The organism is Pedobacter sp. NJ-S-72, assembly GCF_053890575.1.
On record NZ_CM132681.1, the window covers coordinates 2,411,023 to 2,429,722 of the forward strand.

At 36.5% G+C, this 18,700-nt stretch carries 29 protein-coding genes; 21 read left to right on the forward strand and 8 right to left on the reverse strand.

The features are described from left to right. Positions 1–9 precede the first annotated feature (9 nt). The 7 genes from ACWYN3_RS16130 to ACWYN3_RS16160 all read left to right on the forward strand — a co-directional run bounded on the left by ACWYN3_RS16130 (position 10) and on the right by ACWYN3_RS16160 (position 4,868). Complete coding sequence (locus ACWYN3_RS16130; RefSeq protein WP_456222046.1) at positions 10–267, forward strand: efflux RND transporter permease subunit; 258 nt, start codon at positions 10–12, stop codon at positions 265–267. Between the two features lie 41 nt (positions 268–308). Beyond that, positions 309–557: a hypothetical protein gene (locus ACWYN3_RS16135; RefSeq protein WP_456222047.1), complete on the forward strand. Its 249-nt coding sequence runs from the start codon at positions 309–311 to the stop codon at positions 555–557. 5 nt (positions 558–562) lie between these two features. Further along, entirely contained in the window at positions 563–976 is a 414-nt protein-coding gene (locus tag ACWYN3_RS16140) for a TolC family protein (protein WP_456223039.1), read from the forward strand. A 40-nt stretch (positions 977–1,016) separates the two neighbouring features. Continuing rightward, complete coding sequence (locus ACWYN3_RS16145) at positions 1,017–1,580, forward strand: TolC family protein (RefSeq protein WP_456222048.1); 564 nt, start codon at positions 1,017–1,019, stop codon at positions 1,578–1,580. Positions 1,581–1,680: 100 nt separating this feature from the next. Beyond that, positions 1,681–2,583, forward strand: a complete 903-nt coding sequence (locus ACWYN3_RS16150) for a helix-turn-helix domain-containing protein (protein ID WP_456222049.1) — start codon at positions 1,681–1,683, stop codon at positions 2,581–2,583. Positions 2,584–2,733: 150 nt separating this feature from the next. Then, complete coding sequence (locus tag ACWYN3_RS16155; RefSeq protein ID WP_456222050.1) at positions 2,734–3,978, forward strand: phophatidylserine decarboxylase associated domain-containing protein; 1,245 nt, start codon at positions 2,734–2,736, stop codon at positions 3,976–3,978. A 230-nt stretch (positions 3,979–4,208) separates the two neighbouring features. Next, positions 4,209–4,868, forward strand: coding sequence for a VOC family protein (locus tag ACWYN3_RS16160; protein WP_456222051.1), 660 nt, complete (start codon positions 4,209–4,211; stop codon positions 4,866–4,868). Positions 4,869–4,935: 67 nt separating this feature from the next. On the opposite strand, the gene ACWYN3_RS16165 is transcribed toward ACWYN3_RS16160, so the two are convergent. Continuing rightward, positions 4,936–5,388, reverse strand: a complete 453-nt coding sequence (locus tag ACWYN3_RS16165) for a DUF6265 family protein (protein ID WP_456222052.1) — start codon at positions 5,386–5,388, stop codon at positions 4,936–4,938. A gap of 228 nt (positions 5,389–5,616) precedes the next feature. Between ACWYN3_RS16165 and ACWYN3_RS16170 the strand changes: the two genes are divergently transcribed. The 3 genes from ACWYN3_RS16170 to ACWYN3_RS16180 all read left to right on the forward strand — a co-directional run bounded on the left by ACWYN3_RS16170 (position 5,617) and on the right by ACWYN3_RS16180 (position 7,196). Continuing rightward, the gene (locus ACWYN3_RS16170) at positions 5,617–6,012 is read left to right on the forward strand and encodes a hypothetical protein (RefSeq protein WP_456222053.1); all 396 of its coding nucleotides are present in this window, start codon (positions 5,617–5,619) and stop codon (positions 6,010–6,012) included. 58 nt (positions 6,013–6,070) lie between these two features. After that, entirely contained in the window at positions 6,071–6,406 is a 336-nt protein-coding gene (locus ACWYN3_RS16175) for a heparin lyase I family protein (protein ID WP_456222054.1), read from the forward strand. A 202-nt stretch (positions 6,407–6,608) separates the two neighbouring features. Further along, positions 6,609–7,196 carry a hypothetical protein gene (locus tag ACWYN3_RS16180; protein ID WP_456222055.1) on the forward strand — a complete coding sequence of 196 codons (588 nt, stop codon included), beginning with the start codon at positions 6,609–6,611 and terminating at the stop codon, positions 7,194–7,196. 12 nt (positions 7,197–7,208) lie between these two features. Here the strand turns inward: ACWYN3_RS16180 and ACWYN3_RS16185 are convergent, their stop codons facing one another. Beyond that, positions 7,209–7,850 carry a FadR/GntR family transcriptional regulator gene (locus tag ACWYN3_RS16185; protein ID WP_456222056.1) on the reverse strand — a complete coding sequence of 214 codons (642 nt, stop codon included), beginning with the start codon at positions 7,848–7,850 and terminating at the stop codon, positions 7,209–7,211. A gap of 237 nt (positions 7,851–8,087) precedes the next feature. Between ACWYN3_RS16185 and ACWYN3_RS16190 the strand changes: the two genes are divergently transcribed. After that, positions 8,088–9,161 (forward strand): cupin domain-containing protein, encoded by a 1,074-nt coding sequence (locus ACWYN3_RS16190; RefSeq protein WP_456222057.1) that lies wholly within the window; start codon positions 8,088–8,090, stop codon positions 9,159–9,161. A 230-nt stretch (positions 9,162–9,391) separates the two neighbouring features. On the opposite strand, the gene ACWYN3_RS16195 is transcribed toward ACWYN3_RS16190, so the two are convergent. The 5 genes from ACWYN3_RS16195 to ACWYN3_RS16215 form a co-directional block, all read right to left on the reverse strand. Further along, positions 9,392–9,982, reverse strand: a complete 591-nt coding sequence (locus ACWYN3_RS16195; RefSeq protein ID WP_456222058.1) for a discoidin domain-containing protein — start codon at positions 9,980–9,982, stop codon at positions 9,392–9,394. Positions 9,983–9,984: 2 nt separating this feature from the next. Further along, positions 9,985–10,986: a hypothetical protein gene (locus tag ACWYN3_RS16200; protein ID WP_456222059.1), complete on the reverse strand. Its 1,002-nt coding sequence runs from the start codon at positions 10,984–10,986 to the stop codon at positions 9,985–9,987. A gap of 494 nt (positions 10,987–11,480) precedes the next feature. Continuing rightward, the gene (locus ACWYN3_RS16205; protein ID WP_456222060.1) at positions 11,481–11,942 is read right to left on the reverse strand and encodes a YeiH family protein; all 462 of its coding nucleotides are present in this window, start codon (positions 11,940–11,942) and stop codon (positions 11,481–11,483) included. Next, a complete protein-coding gene (locus tag ACWYN3_RS16210; protein WP_456222061.1) occupies positions 11,939–12,319 on the reverse strand; it encodes a hypothetical protein in 381 nt (126 codons plus the stop codon). The genes ACWYN3_RS16205 and ACWYN3_RS16210 overlap by 4 nt, the downstream gene beginning before the upstream one ends. Before the next feature lie 21 nt (positions 12,320–12,340). Beyond that, positions 12,341–13,234: a LysR family transcriptional regulator gene (locus tag ACWYN3_RS16215; protein ID WP_456222062.1), complete on the reverse strand. Its 894-nt coding sequence runs from the start codon at positions 13,232–13,234 to the stop codon at positions 12,341–12,343. A gap of 137 nt (positions 13,235–13,371) precedes the next feature. On the opposite strand from ACWYN3_RS16215, the gene ACWYN3_RS16220 reads away from it, so the two are divergent. From ACWYN3_RS16220 to ACWYN3_RS16260, 9 genes are all read left to right on the forward strand, one after another. Further along, positions 13,372–13,635, forward strand: a complete 264-nt coding sequence (locus ACWYN3_RS16220) for a hypothetical protein (protein WP_456222063.1) — start codon at positions 13,372–13,374, stop codon at positions 13,633–13,635. Continuing rightward, positions 13,590–14,012 (forward strand): hypothetical protein, encoded by a 423-nt coding sequence (locus ACWYN3_RS16225; protein ID WP_456222064.1) that lies wholly within the window; start codon positions 13,590–13,592, stop codon positions 14,010–14,012. Before ACWYN3_RS16220 ends, ACWYN3_RS16225 begins: the two co-directional genes overlap by 46 nt. Positions 14,013–14,133: 121 nt before the next feature. Next, positions 14,134–15,045: a sensor histidine kinase gene (locus ACWYN3_RS16230; RefSeq protein WP_456222065.1), complete on the forward strand. Its 912-nt coding sequence runs from the start codon at positions 14,134–14,136 to the stop codon at positions 15,043–15,045. Continuing rightward, complete coding sequence (locus tag ACWYN3_RS16235; protein ID WP_456222066.1) at positions 14,996–15,547, forward strand: response regulator; 552 nt, start codon at positions 14,996–14,998, stop codon at positions 15,545–15,547. Before ACWYN3_RS16230 ends, ACWYN3_RS16235 begins: the two co-directional genes overlap by 50 nt. Positions 15,548–15,774: 227 nt before the next feature. Continuing rightward, positions 15,775–16,341 (forward strand): TetR/AcrR family transcriptional regulator, encoded by a 567-nt coding sequence (locus tag ACWYN3_RS16240; RefSeq protein ID WP_456222067.1) that lies wholly within the window; start codon positions 15,775–15,777, stop codon positions 16,339–16,341. A 3-nt stretch (positions 16,342–16,344) separates the two neighbouring features. Further along, positions 16,345–16,557, forward strand: a complete 213-nt coding sequence (locus tag ACWYN3_RS16245) for a hypothetical protein (protein WP_456222068.1) — start codon at positions 16,345–16,347, stop codon at positions 16,555–16,557. Between the two features lie 20 nt (positions 16,558–16,577). Then, entirely contained in the window at positions 16,578–17,105 is a 528-nt protein-coding gene (locus tag ACWYN3_RS16250; RefSeq protein WP_456222069.1) for a hypothetical protein, read from the forward strand. Beyond that, positions 17,071–17,247, forward strand: coding sequence for an FAD-dependent oxidoreductase (locus ACWYN3_RS16255; RefSeq protein WP_456222070.1), 177 nt, complete (start codon positions 17,071–17,073; stop codon positions 17,245–17,247). Before ACWYN3_RS16250 ends, ACWYN3_RS16255 begins: the two co-directional genes overlap by 35 nt. A 102-nt stretch (positions 17,248–17,349) precedes the next feature. Continuing rightward, positions 17,350–17,805: a DoxX family protein gene (locus ACWYN3_RS16260; RefSeq protein WP_456222071.1), complete on the forward strand. Its 456-nt coding sequence runs from the start codon at positions 17,350–17,352 to the stop codon at positions 17,803–17,805. 60 nt (positions 17,806–17,865) lie between these two features. Here ACWYN3_RS16260 and ACWYN3_RS16265 read toward each other — a convergent pair whose 3' ends face one another. Then, complete coding sequence (locus ACWYN3_RS16265) at positions 17,866–18,000, reverse strand: hypothetical protein (protein ID WP_456222072.1); 135 nt, start codon at positions 17,998–18,000, stop codon at positions 17,866–17,868. Between the two features lie 66 nt (positions 18,001–18,066). On the opposite strand from ACWYN3_RS16265, the gene ACWYN3_RS16270 reads away from it, so the two are divergent. Further along, complete coding sequence (locus ACWYN3_RS16270) at positions 18,067–18,696, forward strand: RNA polymerase sigma factor (RefSeq protein WP_456222073.1); 630 nt, start codon at positions 18,067–18,069, stop codon at positions 18,694–18,696. Positions 18,697–18,700: the final 4 nt, after the last annotated feature.

An 18,700-nucleotide genomic window follows, 5' to 3' on the forward strand; every position in this document is an offset into this window, starting at 1 on the left:
AAACGCAGAATGCGCCCGATTTTCCTGACCTCATCGGCTGCCGCAGTTGGTGTATTGCCTATGATTTTAAGTAAATCACCAATGTGGGCCCCATTAGGAAGCGTCCTGGCTTTTGGTCTTATCGTTTCTATGATATTTACCTTATTCGTCATCCCGGTAATGTATAACCAATTTATTAAGCCAGAAAAAATTGAAGAAGATTCGTTAATCCAGCCTGATGTTGAGGATGAAATCTCATATAAAACCATATATCAGGAAATCCACTAAAGACAGCAGGATCAGTAGGTCTGACTAAAAATATTACAAATATGAATTTACGAAAATATCTCGCAGTTGTTTTAGGCCTTGTAGCGAGCTTAACAGCGCTCAGCAGCGATGCACAGGAAACAATAATTTCGTTAGCTCAGGCTAAGGAAATGGCCCTGGAAAACAATAAAAATATTAAGAGGGCAACACAAAATATTGGGCCGCCGAAGCTGCAAGTGCTTCAGTATATACAGCAGACAAACCATTTCTGGAAGGAAAAATCGCAGGATTATATCTGTCCAACCCGTTAAATATCATTTTACCAGAATTCAGTACCAATACCACATTGACAATAAACCAGGTAGTTTATGCGGGAGGGAAAATAAATTATGCCAAAAAAGCGGCTTCATCTCTGTTAGAAATACAAATCTCGCAAAGAGAACTAACCGTTAGTGAAGTGGTCCTAAAAACAGAAACTGCTTATTGGCAATTGGTTAACATGAAAGAAAAGAAGGTATTAGCAGAGGGTTATATTAAACTTCTAAACTCGTTGCACAATGATTTAAACAATTCTTATAAAGCTGGATTAATTTATAAGAATGATATGCTTCGCGTAGGAGTTCAATTAAATCAGGCAGAACTTAACCTGACAAAAGCTTTGGATGGAATTACCATGGCGAAATTAAATCTTGCTCAGCTAACCGGGTTAAACCATCAGATTTACGGTTAAAGACGATCCGTCTGTTTCTGCTGAAATCACCCCCGCAGCCATGAACTCATCAGATCATCGTCCTGAAATCTCCATGCTCAAAAAAGCAGTTGAAGTACAAGAGCTTCAAAGCAGAATTTTAAATGCCGACCGGATGCCAGTCATTGCATTAAGTGCAAATGGGCTATTTGCTAGAGGTAAAAATGCCAATTTTTCAAATGGGAACAATTACATGAGAGCCTTTTACGGGATGCTAAGTATTAATATCCCAATTTTTGATTGGGGAGGCAGAAAACAAAAAGTAAGAGAGCAGCAGTTTAAAGCTTCAGCTCAAAAGCTGGAACTGGAGGAAACCAGGGAGCTGATTAATTTAGAAATCCAAAATTGTTATCTGGGATTAAAACAATCCGTTCAGCGTCTGAATCTTACCGAAAAATCACTGCTGCAGGCCGAAGAAAATTTACGGCTAAACAATGACCGTTTCAAAGCAGGGACAGTTATTGGCAAGGATGTTCTTGAAGCCCAGGTATTATGGCAAGAGGCACTTTCATCCATCATTGATGCACAAGCCAACTATAAAATAAACGAGGCCATATACAAAAAATCAATTGGTAATTTAAAATAAAACAGGCCGGCAAAATCAAAGCCGGCCCTTATTTATTCACTGGTTAAGAAAGAAACTTTACCTTCGAAATAATTCCCCCCATTTCTATAATCAGCTTAAAATGGATAATAGCTCTATAATAAAATATACTATTGATGATATGCTGGCAATCCTGGGAGAGCCTTCCCAATCTGAGGGTTTGCATATACATTTCAATGAAAGGAAAGATGAAAAAATCCCATTCACTTTCCCTCATCGCTCCAATCATTATACGATTGGTTTTATCATTTCGGGCAGGATAAAAATCCAGTTAGACCTGATTACCTACGAACTCTTTGCGAATGATGTAATCGTAATTACCCCAAAAACAGTCATGCATATTTTAGAGATGGAAGGTGATTGTCAATCAATCATCGTCAGTTTCACACTCGACTTTGCCTTACAGAATGTCTTTAAGAAAAACGAAGTAGATTCGTTTGATTTCTATACAGCCAATATGATTCCAAAATTCACATTAGAGGAATCAGAACTGCAAAATTTCATTAATTTATCAAATTCGTTGCGTGAAAAGAATATAAATAATGATCCGGGTTTTTTTGGTGGTGAGATTGTATCCCTTGCTTTTAATCTATTAATGTATGAATTAGCAGCAACACACAAGAAAAAAAATGTGGACTTAAGATTGGCAATGTCACGGAAAGAAGCCTTAACATTCAAATTTCTTAAAACACTTGAAAAAAACTTCAAAAGTGAACGCAGCGTTCAATTTTATGCTGATTCTTTATTTGTAACTACCGGTCATCTTTCTAAAGTACTCAAAGAAATATCAGGAAAAACAGCTGGCCAGTTAATTGACGATGCGATTATTATGGAAGCCCGGTTATTATTAACCGAACCTCTGTCTAGTATTGCTCAGGTTGCAAATGAATTAGAGTTTGGTGATCAATCATTATTTGGCAAATTCTTCAAGAAAAATACTGGGTTTTCACCGTCAGAATATCGGAATAAAAAGCGGCATCTATAAACTAAACGATAATATCCATCGCCTGAACAAAAAGCACACACCACACTGACACACAGAAAATAAACATTCCAAAATGAACAGAAAATGAATATGAACAAGCTGTATTAATTTTCTTGTTTTGCCTAATTTCATGATGTAAAACAAGCATTTATGAAATCAACAACTAACGAAAAGTCGCTCCCCTTCCGTGTTGGTAAGTGGCTTCCATCCGACCAGACTGTTCTGGAAAAATGGCTAAATGAACTTATTACTGAAGTAGAAAAGGATAAAAGCCCTTTACTTCCGGTAATTGAAGAATTTAAAGAATTAATAGAGGATGACCCGGAGATTTTTATGTGGTTTCACCTGATGTTTGAGGAAGTCCCCCGTAAACCACCATTTAATAAGAATAAGAATCCCGCTGGCCAGCCACAGGTAAGAAATTATCATTTGATGTTGCACCTGATCAATAGAATAATGACCAAAGCCCCGGAATTCAATGAAACTGGTTTGGTTGGCTTCCCTATCAATGCGATTCTGGACTGGTCTATGGGAACTACAGCCGGTTATGCCGCGTTTTTGAATGAGAAAGTCAACTGGCAATTAAAAAGGATATTGAATGAATGGGCTATCTTTCTCTGTTCCACAGATTCTAAATATGTATTAAGTGAAAACCCAAAAACCGGGTGGTTTGGTGCAGATGCAAAAAAAGCAATGCCGGGTTTTGACAAAGAATTTAAATGTGATCCTGCCCTGCCTCATCATGGATTTAAATCATGGGATGATTTTTTCACCAGGGAATTCAGAGATGGACAGCGCCCGCTGGCAAGTCCTGATAATGATGCGATCATCGCAAATGCATGTGAATCTGCCCCATACAGGATAGCACACAATGTAAAAAAACATGATAAGTTTTGGATCAAGGCTCAACCCTATTCACTGGAACATATGATGGCTAATGATCCTCTACTGGATAATTTTATTGGAGGAACTGTTTATCAGGCCTTCTTAAGTGCATTAAGTTATCATCGCTGGCACAGCCCGGTTAGTGGTAAAATAGTGAAAGCCTATGTAGTGGACGGAACCTATTATGCCGAGGCATTGTCAGAAGGTTTTGACCCGTCAGGCCCAAATGACTCACAAGGTTATATCACAGAACTGGCTACAAGAGCACTCATATTTATTCAGGCGGATAATCCCGCAATCGGATTGATGTGCATTATGCCTGTTGGGATGGCTGAGGTTTCTTCCTGCCAGATTACGGTCTACGAAGGCCAGCATGTTAAAAAAGGTGATCAGCTGGGAATGTTTCACTTTGGAGGTTCTACTCATTGCCTGTTTTTTGGCCCCCAGGTTAAACTCGTATTTGACATGCATGGTCAGACTCCGGGCCTTGACTCCAATAATTTCCTTTAAAATCGAAAATCGCGACAGTGGGCTAAAGATTAAATTCAATCGCTTAAATCTTCAAAAAACATTTAACAGACTTAATATTACAAATTGAATAGCTATTAACTGATAGATGATAATCTGATTGTAATATGTTTTTTTAAGATCGAACGCAAAGGGTGCTCGTAAAGATTTTAAGGTAAATTAAGCAGGAACAGCCATTCAATGGTGGTTTGATTTATAAATAATCCCGAATTATGAAGATTAAAGCGATTGAATTACTTAGTAATAACATTATAGAAACCGAACATTTCTACAACAATACACTGAATATCAAAACAAATAAGAAAACCGAAACTGAGATATCTTTCTTAATAGGAACAACCCAGCTAACCTTTCAAAAATCTGAGGTGAAACATCCAAATTATCATCTTGCATTTGATATTCCAAATAATAAACTGGAAGAAGCTTTTAACTGGCTTGACCAAAGAACAGCTATATTACCAGTAACAGATGACAGTAACTTTTCCTCATTTGAAGCATGGAATGCGAAATCATTCTATTTTTATGATAACAATGAAAATCTGCTGGAATTGATATGCCGTTTTGATGCTGATAATCAATCATCTGCTTCATTTGACAGTAATGCTTTACTTTTTGTGAGTGAGATCGGTATAGTCACTGCTGATGTAAGCGCAATGGGAGAACAGCTGATCAGACAATATGATCTGGAATACTATGTAAAACAACCAAAAACAGAAAGTTTTGCGGTAGTTGGCGATGAAACGGGATTATTCATCCTGGTTAATCCAGACAGGGACTGGTTTCCTACAAAAAAGAAAGCACAATCATTTCAAACTAAAATTCAATTCAGTACAGTTCATCATCCTGATCAGCAGGTGTTCATTGGGGATTAACCGGCCATTTATTTTAAATAGTTTATTGATTGTTCTTTACAATTTCACAAAAGAATAATCAATGCTTTTACCGTTTCCTGATATGGTCGCTTTTAAAAATCCCGCCGGATAATTGATATTCGATTTTTTTTGGAAAATCATGCTCAGTATTTTCACATACGAAACCGCTTGAACTGATTGTTGTCAGCTTAAAATAAACAAGCCCCTTATTCTCCTTTACATCAACTACATAAAAAATATCATTATCCTTCACTATTAATCTGAGCTTTTCTACAAAGACAGTATCTTTTCCTTTAACTACTACACCAGTGCCCTTAAATTCATAAGCAGCTACTTTCACCCAGCTTTCAGTAGCTGTTTTGCCTGGTTTAACATCGGTACGGTTCCAGTTCCCAATCAGCCATTCCAGCTTTTTAAATTCCTGTTTTGCATTAAGCTTTCCATTAACTTTCGCCTGTCCGTATATATTGGTATTGATTACCATAATCAGGACAATAAAAAACAACCGTTGAATATTCATTATTCTTTTTTTTATTAAATATAATAATTTCGGTTAATATGCGCTCAAAACACATTGTAAATCAGCTATTAGCCAAGCTCCTCTTTGCATTGCATCATGATAAAATTTATTTAATTATAATAAAAAAAATATATAATATATCATTATATTCACTTATGGTTTATTTAATTAATCAATAACAAGACATCAACTCACATTACAACCACCTAAACATTAAACATTTTACCCATGAGAAAAACAAAAATTACAGGAATCACACTGGCATTGAGTTGCCTTTTTTTACTGACAAATTGTAAAAAACAGACTGACAATGCTACCCGGCAAGATGACCTTAAAACTTCAGGTTCACAAACCAACGCGGTTGGCACCTTAGCTGTTCTGTTTAATGGAGATGCTGCAAATGGCAGCAGTAATGTATGGAAAAATATAAACGTTGAACAAAACGGGAGTGTAACCACAGTAACTGATGAAACCGGAACTTTATGCTGGAGTTTCATCAAACCTGAAGGAAGTCACCGCGCGGAAGGTCACGGCGCAAAGAATTTTCAGGCAGTTGAGGGATCAGATATTTATATATGGGATGGACCAGTAAAATATATACATCCCTCTTTCTTTAAAAACTGAAGCCGTATTCCAATGGAAATCTTATCCTACTTCTTCAGATGGTGCTAATCATCCTTTAATGCTTCGTACAATTAGCGGAACATTACAACTACAGCACTTTGATGAAAATCATACTGCTACAGTTCCCTGGTCGATTCCGTTAGTATCCGGAACCTGGCAACAATTTGTTATCCGTATGAAAGTATCAAAAGACGCTTCAATTGGCTTCATAGAATTATGGTACAACGGGACACAGCAAACCTTCACCAATGGAAGTAAAAGATTAAAATGCAGGACTCTGGACAGTGATTACTGTGATCCAAAATGGGGTGTTTACGGCGGTGACTCATCAAAAGTGAACCACATTGTAAAGAAAATACGTATTGCTTCAACCTATGCTGATGCTGCTCAATAACAGCAACGTATTCTGCTAAAAAATAATACCACCAATTTAATCAGGCCTGCTAACTTTTTAGCAGGCTTTTTTGATCAGTGACAGACAGAAATCGCCTGCCCCAATTCACATCATATTTAATTAACATTATTATTAATCCTCAGATAAATTATTACCTTTTACTAATTAATTGCCTTCCATAAAAAACTGAAAATAATAAAAGATGAAAAAATTGTTATTGCTTGTTCCTATGTGCGCGAGTATGTTATTATCCTGCAAGCCTGGAAAACCAAATATCGATCCCAGACAAAAAGACCAGCTTTTATTCATTCATAAAATTGATCAGTTAGATCAGAAATTTTCGGAAAAAGATTCAGTAACAGACCAAGAGCTGGTCAATACTATGAAGGAACTATGTACTTTCACTAAAGATTCTCTGAATGCCAGTTTTAACAACTGGGCAGCTGAAGTTACTGAAATAGAAAAAGCACCGGATGGAAAAGTTGTACGTTGTATGATCAGAAAAGACTTATTCAAAAAAAAGAAGTACCCAGAATACTCGTCAATTATTTTCTTAAATTATGTATATGCTTCTGACAAAAAACTAACGGAAAAAATCAAAAACATAAAAGTACGTGATACTATACTCATAAGTGGTGCTTTTCGTTGCGAAAAAAACATGATTTATGTAACCCGTAAGCCAGATTTCGTGAATGACGATTCAGCATCATCAAAGACCCGGGATCTATTTAAAAACCCTAGATTAGCTGTTAAAGTATCAGATATAACAGCGGTTCATATCAAAAGGTAAATGAACCCTACCCTAATAGTTGTTGTCCAGAATCCTTTGAAGAACCAATTGCGACTGGCTTAGCTTTTTGCTCTTAATTGCTTTAAACAATTGCTCATGTAAATGATGGTTCATTGCAAAACGGCTGATTCCTTGTTTTTCTCTTGCAAGAAAAAAATTACGCATGATCAAGGTGAAACTATAATATAAATCAGATAATACAGGATTTAAAGAAGCCTTGGCAATCGCTGTATGAAAAGCAATATCTGTATCAGCACAAAGCTGAGCATCTTCAGCCTGAATAGCCAGTTTACGATTCTCTAAACATTGTTCGATCTCCTGAAGCTGTTCCTCTGTACGATTTTGCGTAGCCAATTTCACAATTTCCTTTTCCAGTAATCTCCTTACCGCATTGACGTCATCAAAATCTGCACGTCTTAACCGCTGCTCAATGCTGACTTCCTGGAAACTATTATTAACAAAAGTCCCTGACCCCTGCTGCACTTTCAAAATCCCTGAAATAGCCATTGTTTTAATCGCTTCTCTGATACTTGAACGGCCTACGCTATATAACTTCATCAGTTCAGGCTCGGAAGGTATCTTTTCGCCCGCTTTATATTTCCCTTGAGAAATATCTTCCTTTATCAGACTAATTACCTTTTCGTAAAGTTTCATGGTTTGCTTAAAATAACTACTTTGCAACAAACATACGATGTTTCTGACAAACATCATAAAATACATTACAATTCAATACATATTAATTCATAAAAACATTATTTAGCCACAAAAAACCGTTCACCACTACAAAGAAGCATTGGCCACAAACATATGATGTTAAATCAAACATATGATGTTTTATTTTAGAATATCATATTTGCATTCTATATTTGCCCTATATTAATCTAAAAAGATATGGCAACTACAAGACGCGGATTCATTTCCGCAGCATCTTTATCAACCTTTGGTTTGGTAACAGCAGCAACAAGCCTAAATTTATTAATTCCTAAAAAGGCTGAAGCAGCAGTAAAATCATCAATAAAAAATGGGCCAGACGGCCCACAGGCAGAATTGGAAGATTTTGTATACGACATTGAAAATGGAAGTAAAGGCTGGGTCGGTACCGGTGGCACTGCCAAAGAAGCCACTGTCGAAGAATTTCCAGTATCGCAAAGTATCGCAGGAGTAATTATGCGTTTAAACCCAGGTAGTTTCCGAGAACTACACTGGCATTCTATTGCAGCAGAATGGGCTTACGTTTTAGAAGGTAAAGTACGTACAACAGTTGTTTCTCCAGATGGAACCACATCAACTGATGACTTCGAAAAAGGTGATATCTGGTATTTTCCAAAAGGTCACGGACACTGTTTACAATGTTTAGGTGATCAATCATGCTTGTTCTTACTAAGCTTTGATAATGGCCATTTTTCCGAATTTGGAACCTTTAGTTCAACAGACTGGATCAGCCATATCTCCCCCGAAATACTTGCGCGCAATTCAGGATTATCAGCAAGTACATTTGCCTCCTTCCCGCACAAAGAACTTTATATTGGTACCGGAAAAATAGCCGTAGAACCAAAACCACAAAATATAGACCCTAATATTCCAATCAGTGATTCTGCCCATAAATTCCGTATGGAAACAGACGGCGTCTTTCAAAAATTTGCCGGTGGCTTTACAAGAAAAGTATCAGTTAAAGAATTTCCCATTCAAACCACATTAACTGCATTGCGTATGGACATTGAGCCTGGTGCAATTCGTGAATTACACTGGCATCCCAATGCAGATGAATGGCAGTATGTAATAAGCGGTAAAGGAAATCTAAGTATTTTTGGCTCTCATGGACGTGTAAAGACTATGGCCTACAAAAAAGGAATGGTTTCTTTCATTAAACAAGGTTATGGCCATTACATAGAAAACACAGGCACTGAAACACTCAAATTGATTATTCTTTTTTTAATGCAGGTGAATATCAGGAAATATCATTGAATGACTGGCTGACCTCTAATCCTGCTCAGCTTGTTGAAGATCATTTTGGGATTACACCAGCCCAGACAGCTAAATTAGCAAATCACAAAAAAGGAATCTTTTAGTTTAGCGAAATGTTCAAAAAGAATAATGCTCCTGAAATATGATTTCAGGAGCATTATTTAATAAAAAGGCCTTGATCTGCTGCTAGACAGACCAAGGCCTTATATCAGAAGTTAAAAAATTACAGACTAATACGCTCCAACCTCCGACAAGGCTGCAAATGGCTCTCCATCATAAGAAGACTTAGCTATTATTTTGTAATAGCGAATAGTCTGCGGAGATGGTAAATTAATGTATTGAGGGCCATTAACATTTGCCAATACAAATGATCCTGCTGAAACAAAACTTGTTCCATCAGTACTATATAGAATTTCAAGATCTTTCACAGCTCTCTGTAAACCATTCCTTTGTGTAATACTAATACCTTTCACTTGCTTAGCAACGGCCATATCTATCGTGAAAGAATGCGGATAAGCGGCTGTTGTACCTGAGTATTGCGAATGCCAGTAAGTATTGATCACCCCATCAATCAGGTTAGCAGATTTACCATCCTCATCAGAGGTTTCCTGAGAACTTACATTAATTACATTCCAGCCTGTTTTACTCAATTCATCTCTGCTGCTAAAGTTCAATACCGGGATACCATTTATAAACTCATAGTTATAAATCGTTTCGGTGACATTTCCATTATCGTGAACAAGCTTCACTTTCAGCTCATATGGATTACCATCTTTATACTTAAGCTCAGAAATCGGCATCTCAACATAAAAGCTATCCACCCCTATATTGCTTTAGATTCCCAGGTCGTAGCATTATAATCGTGGTTAACACCTATACCTTCATTATTTACATTAGGGTCATTGTAATAAACCACACTATTAACCTTATTATCTGAAGTGAATCTACCAGAAACAACAATCGATGATTTACCTGCATCATAATTCGCATGAATTTTACTGATTGAGGCTTTAACAGCTCCATAACGTGGCTTATCATCTTTATTAAAGATCTGGTTAACATTTAAAATCGCTGCATCAGTAGCGGTTAAAAATGTTTTTGAGATTCCTAATGTACCGTTACCAGCCCACATTAAAGCCATTCCAAGAGTCGCATTTTCAGATACTTTCTGACAGTTATGCGGTAAGTTTAAGCCATGACCCAATTCGTGCATCATCCCACCAAACCAAACACTAAAGCGTTTACCATCAGCATCGGTTTTACCCAGATTTTTAATATCCAATCCCTCATAATCAAGAGCATAACACCATTTTCCTGTTCCATAAAATGGCCCTCCGCTTGGTGTTCCATCAGCTTTAAATTCATAGCGTGGAATAATTACCAGGGTATGTGCACTCGTATTTTCTGTCGGATGTGCTGTGAAATAAGCATTGATCTCTTGTGAAACAGCACCATTGCCTCCAGAATAAGGATAACTGCTTTTAGGTTTAGTACCTCTGACCACAATAATCTTCACACCTTTAGTTGGGCTGGTAAATAAACCAAAAGTTTTATCGGCATAACCATTGCGGGCCATTTCGTCCTTATAATACTTCTGCCCCCATAACATCAGGTCACTTAAACGTTTCTGATAACCTGGCAGTGTATCCAGATCATTAGGTATAAAATAAACAAGATTAAGATTATGGATATGGTCACTGCTATATCCATCAACAGTAGTAATAACGTCTGCTGGAGCTCCGCCTCCGCCTGCTGTGTCTACAGCTTTCTTACAAGCCATAAAGCTAATCAGTACAGGGATTAATAGTAATAGTTTTCTTTTCATAGAAGATATTTGGTTAGGTTAGGATATTGTACTAAAGCACAATGCTTTATAGAATGTAATCTATAGATATCTATAAACAATATGCATCATAAATGATACGCAAACGTTTGACCTTACGAAAGGTGATTATTAAATATTGCTGTACGTTATTCCAGATTTCTAAAAAAAAACAGCCTGTTCAGCACTATAATTTAAGCTATCAAAGAGCTTTATTAAATATAGATCAGCCAAATTCTGCTTATAAACTAATGATAATTAGCCTCTTTATAGTAAAAAAGCAGATAATCAAGGTTTAAAGTAGCATATCAAACGTTTGCGCAAAATTATATCCTATGATTTAGAGCTTGTCTAAGCTAGCAGCAGAATTGCCCATAAGGAAACTGAAGAGATTGCAATCCATAGGATAACTCCCTGAAGAAATGGCTTTAGCCCTACCGACTTAATTACTTTAAGTGATAATCCACTTCCAATCAGAAACAGCGTCAAAGTCAACCCTACTTTAGCAATATACTGACTAAATATGGTGCGAAGGGTTTGATCGCTGGCAAATAAGTATTGGCTAACATTGCCAAAACAAACAAGCCTATGAAATAAGGAATTTTAATTTTTTTCTGATCTGTTTTAAAAAGAAAAGCAGTTCCAAAAGCCACCGGAATGATCCATAATGCACGTGCTAATTTAACTGTGGTAGCAATTTGTAATGCTTGTTCTCCATATTTACTGGCTGCACCAACTACCGAACTTGTGTCATGAATAGCAATCGCACACCATATACCAAACTGACTTTGAGACAAATTTAAAGCATGACCGATACCCGGAAATATAAATAAAGCTGCCGAATTCAGAATAAATACAATACCCAGTGCAGCTGAAATCTCTTTTTCACCGGCTTTCATAACCGGAGATAAAGCAGCAATTGCACTTCCTCCACAAATAGCGGTACCAGAAGAAATCAAAAAAGAAGTTTTACGCTCAATTTTGAATACTTTACCAAGATAAAACCCAGTGTAAGCACACCAAAAATAGAGGCTATTGTAAACAGGAAACCTTCTTTACCAGCTTTTAGTGCAAAGGACAAATTCATACCGAAACCCAGCCCAATCACTGCTAATTTTAACAGCCAGTTAGTTGCTTTATGGTTTAAATGAAGAAAAGGATGTTCCATGATCTGGGCGATGACCAATCCCAGCAATAATGCCAATGGCGGAGACATCAATGGAAAAAGGCAACATAGTGCGGCAAGGATAAATATAATTTGACGGGTTATCAGGCTCATTTGCATAATCTTTGTGTTTTGTTGTGCAAAGATGTCCCAAATGACCAGGCAGGTCAAATTGATAAAATTAATCCGCCATTACCTGAGGTTATGAGTTAATCGTGCATGACGTAAAAAAACATCTGATAAACCATCTGGTTTACCCTGAAGATGAATGAAATAGAAATTACGTTCTATATTTAATCCGGCTACGTCAATCACTCTTAATGTGCCGCGCTGCAATTCATTTGTCAAAGCATGAATAGATATAAAGGCCAGGCAATTAGAATGCATTAAATATGATTTGATACTTTCAGTACTTCCCAGCTGAATTTCTACTTTAAGATCGGATACCCTCATCCCTATTTCCTTCAAAGCATAATCAATGACTTCCAGTGTTCCAGAGCCCTGCTCACGCATCACAAAAGAATTTTCCTGAAGCAGCTCTTTACTCAGCTCAGTTTTTTTAGCCAAAGGATGATCCTTACCGCATACCAGAACAATTTCATCTCTGATAAACTCTGTATAACTAATTTCCTGATGTTTAGACCTTCCCTCTATAATACCCAGCTGTATTTCCTTCTCCAGCAAGGCTTTCTCTATTTGTTCAGTATTACCATTAATCAAATTAATTTCGATGGCTTTGAATTTGTTTCTGAACCCTGCAAGTATCGGTGCTATTACATATTGAGAAATCGTAGTACTGGCTCCAAGATACAGAATACCTTCTTTTTTATGGACAAGTTTCATATCAAAATCGATATTCCGATAGATATCAAACAAAGATTCAGTATGTTTCAGTAACAGTTCTCCTGCCGGGGTTAACTGTATTTTATTGCCTTTACGCTCAAACAATTTGTTATCGTATTGCTGTTCCAATTCATTAATATGCTTAGTAACAGCAGGTTGCGTGATGAATAATGCAGCTGCAGCTTTAGTAAAACTAAGGCGTCTGGCAACGGTATAAAACACTTCTAAACGAAAGTCTGACATAAGCTGCCAAGGTAATATATTTATCTAACAAAATTTTCCCCTACATTTACACCCTTAATATGCTATTTCTGCAATGTCATTAACATGCAAACCTGTTTGAGCATAGAAAACCTTTAAATACGAATGAAAGAAACAAAATGAAGAATAAGCAAGTCTCCTTTATAGCAATTCTGGTAATTATTGCATTCTTTATTGTATTGCTGCTAAGAACATCCTTCACCTTATATACTGAACAAAAAACACTTCAGATCACAAGTCTGCAAAGGGATGCAAATAATGAGAAGCTCTATAAACTGGATACCATTAACATGGGATTGCAGGAAGCTGAAAATAATTTCAGGATGTATACCTCTTTATGGGGAAAAAAAAACAATATTTCATCAATTACAGTAAAGGGATAAAAAACGTATCTGCACTACTGGAAAGTTTTTCAAAAGAAGACCTTAATAAGGTTTCAACAGATATTTCGAATGACATAGCCAAAAGGGATAAACAGATTTTATTATATACCAGGATAAAAAAAATGACAGACTCGTTGATGTCTGTTAATTTACTGGTAAATACTTCAAAAATCTCTGCTCCTGCATCTTTATTTAAACCATCCCCAAGACCTGTCGTTAAGAAAATCATAAAAACTGAAGTCATCGGGCCCGCTCCGGAAGTTAAAAAAACAAAGTTCTTTCAACGTTTAAAGAGTGCTATACTAAATAAAGAGGATAAAAAGGATACGGCAAAAACCAGTAAAACAGAAACTATGTCCTGTCCTGGAAGCTTCTGAAAGTGATAACCTTTACAGTAAAAAACAGATAGATGATATAGAAAAATTCTATAGAAATATTTTTCAGAATCAGAGAGGGAACCATAAACTCCTGACTGAGAATGAACGGTCAATTTTAAAATTGAATGAGCAGATCCTGGAAAACATCAAAGTAATGTTCCATGAGTTTAGTGACAGGGAACACCAGTTACAGCAAACCAGGAAGAGGTTACTAAGAGACAAAACGCTGCATTCTCTGGAAGTTATAGATGTTTCTGGAAAAATTAATTTCCTGATTAATGTGTTTTCCATTGTGATTATTATCTCATTATTGATTACACTGTATCGTGCCTATAATAAGATTGTCCAGGCAAATAAGCTAGCTTCCGAACAAGTAATTGTTAAATCGAGATTTTTCACCAGTATAAGCCATGAGATGCGTACTCCTCTCAATGCAATCCTGGGAGCAACAGAACAACTAAAAGCTACTCCATTAAACTCAGAACAACAAGGAGCTATGGCAAATTTACTGGAAACTTCATCTTCCATGTTATTGTCTGCTGTAAATGAAATACTTGATTTCTCACGTTTAGAAACCGGGAAATTATCTCTTTCAAAAACACCTTTTCTTTATAAAAGTATTTTGCATGAAATAGTTGCAGCTACTGCTGTACTGGCAAATCAGAAAGGATTAAAGTTGATCTTAAATCAAAAAGACGCGCCAGATTTACTGGTAACAGGGGACCCTTATCGTCTTAAACAAATCATGGTCAACCTGATTGCCAACGCAATTAAATTCACAGATAAAGGAGAGGTTCTTGTCAGTGTAAGCGCAAAGAGAACAGAAACCGGCCATGTTCAGTTATACGTAGAGGTAAGTGATTCCGGAATTGGAATTTCCGAGAAAGAACTACCTTTTATTTTCGATGAATTTTCGCAGGTCATCAATAATAAACGTATGGACTGGCAAAAAGGCTCTGGATTGGGATTACCAATTTGCAAAAATGGTAGATCTTCATCATGGAAAAATAACAGTACAAAGTACTTTAGGTAAAGGATCAACCTTTTTCCTGGAAATCCCTTATCCTATTGCTGAACAGGCTACTGAAAATTTAGCAGACAAAGCAGGTTTGGCTTTACAAGCAGATCGTTTTAAGAATATTCATTTGCTGGTTGTTGATGATGCGAATATGAATTTACTGGTTATTAAAATGATATTTAACAAACTGGATATTAGTTTTGATACAGCCACTAATGGTGAAGATGCCTTAAAAGCATTTGATACGCGTCATTATGATATGATATTAACAGATATTGAAATGCCAGGAATGGATGGACTAGAGCTAACAAAAAAAATCCGTTCCAACCCTGATGCAAAAAAATGCAGGACTCCAATTATTGCTATTACTGGTCAGATTTCTCCTGAATCACATCAAAATTATATCTCTTCCGGCTTGAATGATTACCTCGTAAAGCCTTATAAAGAAAATGAGCTGCTGGAAAAATACTCGATTACCTCCCATAATTTCTTGTTAATTACGATTTCAAAAGACTAGTTCTGGTAAGGGCGCTAGAGGGGTTGTGGCTAGGGCTGAACCGGTATTGAAGTGCCTCAGGCCGGTTCAGGTGTAATTCAAACCTAGCCACAACCCTACACAATCCAGCCAGTATTACTAAGTACCTGCTTTTAGATAACCACATACAAAAAGCCCATATTATTTTATTAAATATTATATCGTAATGTCTCAGATTTGAGAAATTATTCCTATTATTGCGATACCTTATGAAAAATACAAAACAAAAAATTATTGATACTGCGATAGAAATCTTCAATGATGACTATTCGAGCTCGCTTGAAAAAGTAGCTGAGCGGTCTGAAGTTACCAGGAGAACACTTCATAGATACTTCACTGACAGAAATGACTTACTCAAAGCTTGCCAGCTGGAGATGCAGGAAAACTGCAAAGCCAATATCACCAATGCAATTAATAGTTCTGAAAATCCACTGATGATCCAGTTAGAGCAGATTTTATATGCAAGTATAGACTGCGGATCAAAGTACTCATTTTTACACAAATTACATCAGCAGCAAGATCATCAGCATCAAAAAGATGATAAAGATTGTGCTGCCTACGATGATACTTTTAGTAAAACAACATCAATTATCCTGGAACTTCAAAATCGGAAAATCATTAGTCCAGATATCACTCTGGCCTGGATAACACTGTTTTTAAGTGGAATAATAACCACCACTATCCTTTCTTCTACCACAGGATCTGTAGCAAGAAATGATATTAAAAATTTCGCATGGTTCTCTTTCAGTAAAGGGATAGGAATTAATAAATTATAAAAAATGGAAAACAAAGAATTTGAAGTTATTATAATTGGAGGCAGTTATAGTGGACTAGCAGCAGCTATGTCCCTGGGCAGAGCCATCAGAAAAACATTAATCATAGATAGTGGCTTACCCTGTAACCAGCAGACTCCACACTCTCATAATTTTATTACACACAGGATGGCTTTAGCCCTGCACAAATTGCAAAAACTGCCAAAGACCAGGTTTTAGTTTATCCAACTGTCAGTTTTTTGGATGACAAAGTTTTACAGGTCACGGGTGAAAATAATAATTTCACAGTTTTAACGGCTGGAGGTATGAAACTCAGGGCAAAAAAACTCCTTTTTACCACAGGATTAAAAGATCTTCTTCCAGAAATCCATGGTATTGCATCTTGCTGGGGTATTTCAGTAATTCATTGTCCATATTGCCATGGTTATGAATATAAAGGACAGCCTACAGGAATTTTATCAAATGATGACACAACCTTTCATTTCAGTAAACTGATCTTAAACCTGACAAAAGATCTCACCGTTTTCACCAACGGAAAAATCCAGTTTAGTTCAGATGAGGAAGATCAAATCAATGCAATGAATGTGACTGTTGTTACCAAACAAATAGCTAGTATAGAACATGTAGCAGGTCAGCTAAATAGTATTCGGTTTGAAGATGGAACATATCAAAAAAAAATGATTTTTATATACCAGGCCACCATTTACTCAGCATTGTACAATTCCTCAGTCAATGGGTTGCGAAACAGATCCAAAAGGATTAATTAAGATCGATAACTTAAAAAAAACCAGTATACCGGGAATTTATGCTGCCGGAGACTGTACTGAAGCCATGAGATCTGTTGCAGGTTCTGTTGCAGCTGGCAGTGCTGCTGGTGCTTTCATTAACCATGAGCTGATTATCGCATAGATTTTAAACTGCAAATAATTAGTATACAATTATTTGCAGTTTAAATATTTTTTATCCTTAACTTAATATAACCAAATCAATCTATCTTAAAAAGGAGGTTATATGAACATGGTTCAAAAAATAGAGCACTGGGGTGATATTCATCACACCAAGTGGCTCGACGTAGTCCGCATTGGGCTCGGTTTATTGATTTTAAGTAAAGGTATTGCATTCGTCAGTGATACCGGAGTCCAGCAGAAGGAATGGATCATACAACACAACACACTAGGATTTTCAGGGTTAATGGCAGTTGCAGTATTACATACCGTCGCTTTTGCCCATCTGGTTGGTGGTTTGCTGATTCTTATTGGACTGGTGACACGTTTTGCGGCTGTGATCCAGATCCCTATCCTTTTAGGAGCAATCTTCTTTGTAAATATTTCCAAAGGATTCTCTTTTTTAAATTCAGAATTATGGCTGTCAATTATAGTATTGCTTTTGCTTGTTCTGTTTTGGATAGTAGGCTCAGGTCCCTATTCTGTAGACAACTATATGAGGACACATCGTCCAAAACCTTAATTTATAGCGTAAGTTATGCTTACGCTATAAATTAATAGATTATTGACTCCCCCCACACGCTTAAAGCAAATCAGTACCGCCATTATTGGCTATAATTACTCCCATCACTATATCCTGATAACTTCCAGTTTTAGGATCACCGTCTGCTGCATCATTTCGTGAGGTTAGTGTATATCCTTTTAAGACTGTTGCCAAAGGATAGTTAAAGATAAATTCCTATTTTTACGAGCAGTAACTAACCAATTCTTTTATATAATTTTTATGCAGGCAAATATTAGGAATAATGCCATGTCCTTGCTTGATGATGCCGAATTGGTTAATCAGATTAAACAAAATAACAAACACGCTTTTGACGCGCTATATAATAAGTTTGCAAAAACCCTTACTGGTTATGGCATGCGTCTTACAGATGATATACAAATAATCGAAGACAGTATTCATGATGTTTTTGTATGGATCTGGACAAATAGGACTAAATTTGAGATCAGGTATTCTTTAAAGAGTTATCTGATCAAATCGGTAAGAACGACTATTATTCATAAATTAAAAACACAGCAAAAAAATGTACGCACTGATTTTATAGACAACGAAGAAGAAATATTAAGCGATTTTTCATTTTATAATTCTGTTGAATCTGAATTTATATTAAAGGAAAGCCATAAATCTACAGCCGTAAAGGTTCTGGCAATGCTAGAAACACTTTCGCCAAAACAAAAAGAACTGATACATTTACGTTATTATCAGGAATTGAGTTTTAAAGAGATTGCTTCACTTTTAAATATCAGTATCAAGGGCTGTTATAAATTAATGGGCAGGGCAATAGACGGGCTGAGACAAAAACATCTTCTTATTCTATTTTTACTTTGGATACATGGGGTAATTACTTCATGAATAT